The 5,934-nt window shown below is 59.8% G+C and carries 4 protein-coding genes; all 4 read right to left on the reverse strand.

What is annotated here, in order from left to right; translation table 11 throughout:
- Window positions 1-49: 49 nt before the first annotated feature.
- The 4 genes from pheA to gyrA all read right to left on the reverse strand — a co-directional run bounded on the left by pheA (window position 50) and on the right by gyrA (window position 5,917).
- The gene (gene pheA / locus JWR14_RS04725) at window positions 50-1,132 is read right to left on the reverse strand and encodes a prephenate dehydratase (RefSeq protein ID WP_299702169.1); all 1,083 of its coding nucleotides are present in this window, start codon (window positions 1,130-1,132) and stop codon (window positions 50-52) included.
- A gap of 66 nt (window positions 1,133-1,198) precedes the next feature.
- The gene (serC, locus tag JWR14_RS04730) at window positions 1,199-2,281 is read right to left on the reverse strand and encodes a 3-phosphoserine/phosphohydroxythreonine transaminase (RefSeq protein WP_299702172.1); all 1,083 of its coding nucleotides are present in this window, start codon (window positions 2,279-2,281) and stop codon (window positions 1,199-1,201) included.
- Between the two features lie 205 nt (window positions 2,282-2,486).
- On the reverse strand, window positions 2,487-3,089 hold the full coding sequence (locus tag JWR14_RS04735; protein ID WP_299702175.1) for a DUF2059 domain-containing protein: 603 nt from the start codon (window positions 3,087-3,089) through the stop codon (window positions 2,487-2,489).
- Between the two features lie 119 nt (window positions 3,090-3,208).
- The gene (gene gyrA / locus JWR14_RS04740) at window positions 3,209-5,917 is read right to left on the reverse strand and encodes a DNA gyrase subunit A (protein WP_299702178.1); all 2,709 of its coding nucleotides are present in this window, start codon (window positions 5,915-5,917) and stop codon (window positions 3,209-3,211) included.
- Window positions 5,918-5,934: the final 17 nt, after the last annotated feature.

The raw sequence follows: 5,934 nt of genomic DNA on the forward strand, positions 1-5,934 counted from the left end.
GAAGGGCCGAATTGCGATGTCATGTTTTCTCCAGCGATTTTTAAGAAGCTCAACGAGCGCGCGGGTACGAACCGAGGATCTTGAGGAACTCGGCCTTTTCACCCAGTTCCTTGAGCGCAGCGGCGACGGCTGCGTCCTCGCGATGTCCTTCCACGTCGATATAAAAATAGTATTCCCACGTGCCGACGCGCGCAGGACGCGACTCGAAACGGGTCATGGATACCCCGTGACGTGCCAGCGGTTCCAGCAACTTCAGCAACGCGCCCGGCTCGTTCGCCACCGACACAATCAGCGAAGTCTGGTCATAGCCGCTCACGCCTGTACGTTCCTTGCCAATCATCACGAAGCGCGTGCGGTTGTGCGGGTCGTCCTGGATCAGCGCGCTGACCACGCCGAGTCCGTAATGCGTGGCCGCGCGATCGCCGGCAATAGCCGCAATGGTCGGGTCACCCACCGCCAGCCGCGCCGCTTCAGCATTACTCGATACGGCCTGCCGCGCGAGCGTGGGTGCATTCGCCGTCAGCCAATGCTGGCACTGCGCGAGCGCTTGCGGATGGGCGAACACACGCGTGACACCGTTGAGCGTGCCGGATGCCGTCAACAGGTTGTGGTGAATTGGCAAAGCCAGTTCGCCGCCGATAACCAGTGACGTTTGCAGGAACAGATCGAGTGACCGCGAGACCGCGCCTTCCGCGGAATTCTCAACCGGCACCACGCCGAACTCGGCCGCACCGGCTTCAACCGAGCGAAACACTTCGTCGATGGAAGGACACGGCACGCCTTCGATGGAATGGCCGAAATACTCGACCATCGCCTGCTCGCTGTAGGTCCCGACCGGCCCAAGATAAGCCGCGCGCAGCGTCTTTTCGAGCGCGCGGCTCGCGGCCATGATTTCGCGCCAGATCGAGCTGATGTGATCGTCGGCAAGCGGCCCGTCGCTCATTTCCTGGAGCCGCGCAATGACCTGCATTTCGCGCTCGGGGCGAAACACCGGCGCGTTGAAATGCTTCTTCACCTCGCCCACTTCGAGCGCCACGGCGGCGCGCTGGTTCAGGAGCGCGATGAGCTGCGCATCGAGCGCATCAATGCGGTCGCGCAGCGGTATGAGTCGTGAATTAAGGTCGTCGTCCATGCGTTGTATGAGATGAGTCGATCCGGCTTGGGCTACCAAGCGTCGGATGGGAGGCCGGCCGCGATTTCAGGCGCTGGCCTGCTCGAATTCCTTCATATACTCGACGAGCGTCTTCACCGCTTCGAGCGGCACCGCGTTATAGATGGACGCGCGCATGCCGCCGACCGACTTGTGGCCTTTCAGCTGCAGCAGGCCGCGCGCTTTTGCGCCGGCCAGGAATGCTTCGTTGCGGGTTTCGTCGGCGAGAAAGAACGGTACGTTCATCCTCGAGCGCGACTGACGCTCGACTTTGTTCAGATAGAAACTGCTGGCGTCGATAGTGTCATACAGTAGCGTCGATTTTCCGATGCTGCGTGCTTCCATGGCTTCCAGGCCACCCTGCTTCTTCAGCCACTTGAACACCAGGCCGGCAATGTAGATGGCGTAGGTCGGCGGCGTGTTGTACATGGAATTATTCGCGGCGACGGTCTTCCATTCGAACGCCGACGGGCAGATAGCCAACGCGCGGTCGAGCAGATCCTCGCGCACGATCACGACCGTCACACCCGCCATGCCAATGTTCTTCTGCGCGCCGCCAAACAGCACGCCGTATTTCGCGATGTCCATTGGGCGGGAAAGAATGTGCGATGACGCGTCCGCGACCAGCGGCACTGAACCGAGATCGGGGATCTCAAAGGTCTCGACGCCGTCGATGGTTTCGTTCGTGCAGAGATGGACGTAAGCCGGGTCGTCGGAGAGGTGCCATTCGGCGACCTTCGGCACGTGCGTGAAACCTTGCTCCGTCTTGCCGTTTGCAGCAATGTGCGGCGTGCCGTACTTCTGCGCTTCCTTGAAGGATTTCTGCGACCACGAGCCGGTCACTATGAAGTCGGCGGTTTTACGCGCTCCGAGCATGTTCAGCGGAACGATCGCGTTCTCGCCGATGCCGCCACCCTGCAGGAACAGAATTCTGTGCGACGCGGGCACTTTCAGCAGATCGCGCAGATCCGTCAGCGCGGCTTCATGGATCGACATGAACTCAGCGCCGCGATGGCTCATTTCCATCACGCTCATGCCGCTACCGTGCCAATCAAGCATTTCGTCGGCGGCTTGACGGAGTACTTCCTCGGGCATTGCTGCAGGACCAGCGGAGAAATTGAACACGCGCATCTGATAAACACCCCGAAAAGCCGGACGCGATAAAGAGAACGCTAGCAAACAACGCCAGCGCGAACGGAACGCTGAATAAGGCCTGAACCACGCCACGAAAAAGAAATGGCTGTTTGCGTCTGAACGCAAACAGCCATTATCGCACCGTCCCGAAAACCCGCCAAACTACAGCCGCGCGAGCGGCAGCGGGCTTTGGCAGCCTGACTTACTTCGGCTTGACAGCAGCCACTTCCTTGTCCGCTTGCGCGCGGGTGGCCTTGATCGATTGCGGCATGTACTTCTGCATCAGACCGTTCACCACGTCACGACCGACCTGGTCCTGAACCTGGATGAACTTGCGACCCGTCGGGCTCTTGTAGAACGTCGTCAGGTCTTTGATTTCAGCCGTCGTGTAGTACTTCGCGTACGCGTCGTACTGAGCCTGCATGGCGTCCTGACGGAACGAGTCGGTCGCGAAGACCTGACCTGCCGAATCAACCAGCTTCGGTACTGTGTCCTTCTGAAGCTGAGGAACGGCAGCCTGCTTCTGCTTGTCGTTCATCGTCTTGTTTTCGCTCAAAGCGTCAGACAAGATGGCCGGAACCAGTTGCTTCGACTGCATTTGTGCGCTGTTACCAATGGCGCCGACGAGCTTTTGCGCGTCGATTGCGTCCAGCAGGTCCTTGATCGCAGCTTGCTTCGCCGGATCCGGTGCCGCTGTGGCTGCGTCTGCAGCCGGCGTCGTCGCTTGGCTCTGGAGCGATTGAGCCGATGCGAAAGCCGGTACCAAAGCAGCCAGCAACATCCATTGTTTAAACTGTTTTTGCATCATTACTCCCTTAAAAAATTTTTGCTTCCATCGCGACGCGACTCGGCACTTGCTCAAGTCGCGCAGCTTAACCATTCAAGCTTTCAGAAACAGAACAGGCGCTCGGTGCGAACACTCGGTCAGGACGTGCTGTCCTCATCACCTTCCGACGTGTCGTCCGGCGTGTCGCCCGATGCGTCGCCAGCATCAGCCGGATCATCAGCAGCGGCGCTGGCCGATGTTTCGCCAGCGTCGCCCGCTTCACCTTCCAGATCGGCGTCGAGTTCGACCGCCACTTCCGCCTCGGCGATATGCTGCAAGCCGGACAGCTTGGTGCCGTCGTCAAGACTGATGAGTGTAACACCTTGGGTTGCACGGCCCATTTCACGGATCTCCGACACCCGCGTCCGGATCAGCACGCCGGTATTGGTGATCAGCATGATCTCGCTTTCCGGCTCGACGAGCGTCGCGGCGACCACCTTGCCATTACGTTCCGACGTCTGGATCGCGATCATTCCCTTCGTGCCGCGGCCGTGACGGGTGTATTCGTCGATTGGCGTACGCTTGCCGAAACCGTTCTCGGTAGCGGTCAGCACCGACTGGTTTTCACCGCCGGCGACGAGCAACGCGATGACTTGCTGCCCTTCTTCGAGTTGCATGCCGCGCACGCCACGAGCTTCGCGGCCCATTGCACGCACGTCGTTTTCGTCGAAACGCACCGCCTTGCCCGAATCCGAGAACAACATTACGTCATGCTGGCCGTCGGTAATCGCCGCACCGATCAGGAAATCGCCGTCATCCAGGCCAACCGCAATGATGCCCTTGCGCAGCGGCCGGCTGAAGGCTTCCAGCGGCGTCTTCTTGACCGTGCCAAGCGACGTGGCCATGAAGACGTATTTGTCAGCGGAAAATTCCTTGATCGGCAGCACGACGTTGATCTTCTCGCCGTCCTGCAGCGGGAACATGTTGACGATCGGACGGCCACGCGAGTTCCGCGAACCCTGAGGCACTTCGTAGACCTTGATCCAGTACACGCGGCCACGGTTCGAGAAGCACAGCATGTGATCGTGCGTGTTCGCGATGAAGAGCGTGTCGATCCAGTCGTCTTCCTTCATCTGCGTGGCCTGCTTACCGCGGCCGCCACGCTTTTGCGCGCGATACTCGGACAGCGGCTGCGACTTCACATAACCCGTGTGCGACATGGTCACGACCATTTCCTGCGGCGTGATCAAGTCTTCGGTGTTCAGCTCGGTCGCATTCAGTTCGATACGCGAACGGCGGTCATCACCGAATTCAGCGCGAATGGACGCCAGTTCTTCGACGATGATCGCGCGAATCCGCTCCGGCCGCGCCAGGATGTCGAGCAAGTCGGCGATTTGCGCCATGACTTCCTTGTACTCGCCAACAATCTTGTCCTGCTCGAGCCCGGTCAGGCGTTGCAGGCGCATTTGCAGAATTTCCTGCGCCTGGACGTCGGACAGCTTGTACAGCCCGTCGGCCTGCATGCCGTACGCCGGATTCAGTCCTTCCGGCCGGTACGCCTGACGCCCGCCCGATTCCTCGGTTTCAGCGCGCGACAGCATTTCGCGCACGATTTCCGAGTCCCAGGCGTTGTTCATCAAGTCCTGCTTCGCGATCGGCGGAGTCGGCGCGGCCTTGATGATGCGGATGAATTCGTCGATATTCGCCAGCGCCACCGCCAGCCCTTCCAGCACGTGGCCACGATCCCGCGCTTTACGCAGTTCGTATACAGTGCGCCGCGTCAGCACTTCCCGCCGATGCGACAGGAAACACTCCAGCATCTGCTTCAGGTTCAACAAACGCGGCTGGCCGTCGACCAGCGCGACCATGTTGATGCCGAACGTGTCCTGAAGCTGCGTCATCTTGTACAGATTGTTCAGCACCACTTCGGGCACTTCGCCGCGCTTCAACTCGACCACCACGCGCATGCCGCTCTTGTCGGATTCGTCGCGAATGTCCGAGATGCCTTCGATCTTCTTCTCGTTCACCAACTCGGCAATGCGCTCAAGCAGCGTGCGCTTGTTCACCTGATACGGGATTTCGTCGACGATAATCGCCATCCGCTGGCCGCGATCGATTTCTTCGAAGTGCGTGGTTGCGCGCATCACCACGCGTCCGCGACCCGTTCGGTAGCCGTCCTTTACGCCCGAGACGCCATAAATCACGCCGTACGTCGGAAAGTCCGGCCCCGGAACGATTTCCATCAGCTCGTCGATCGTGCTGTCGGGGTTGTTCAGCAGATGCATGCAGGCGTCGACGATTTCGCGCAGGTTGTGCGGCGGAATGTTCGTCGCCATCCCCACGGCAATACCGGCCGAGCCGTTGATCAGCAGATTGGGGATACGCGCCGGCAGAACCAGCGGTTCGCTTTCGCTGCCGTCATAGTTCGGGCCGAAATCGACCGTTTCCTTGTCGATATCCGCAAGCAGCTCATGCCCGATCTTCGCCATGCGGATTTCGGTGTATCGCATGGCGGCGGCGTTGTCGCCATCGACCGAACCGAAATTGCCTTGTCCGTCGACCAGCATGTAGCGCAGCGAGAACGGTTGCGCCATCCGCACGATGGTGTCGTAGACCGACTGGTCACCGTGCGGGTGATATTTACCGATGACGTCGCCCACAATACGCGCGGACTTCTTATAGGCGCGATTCCAGTCGTTGTTCAGTTCGTGCATGGAATACAGTGCGCGACGGTGGACTGGCTTGAGGCCGTCGCGGACATCGGGGAGCGCTCGCCCCACGATCACGCTCATCGCGTAATCGAGATATGAGCGGCGCATTTCCTCCTCGAGGGAGATTGGCAGGGTCTCTTTGGCGAATTGATCCATTTATCCGTGTCTTGAAC

The sequence above is a fragment of the Caballeronia sp. genome (assembly GCF_028292365.1).
Classification (GTDB): Bacteria; Pseudomonadota; Gammaproteobacteria; order Burkholderiales; family Burkholderiaceae; genus Caballeronia.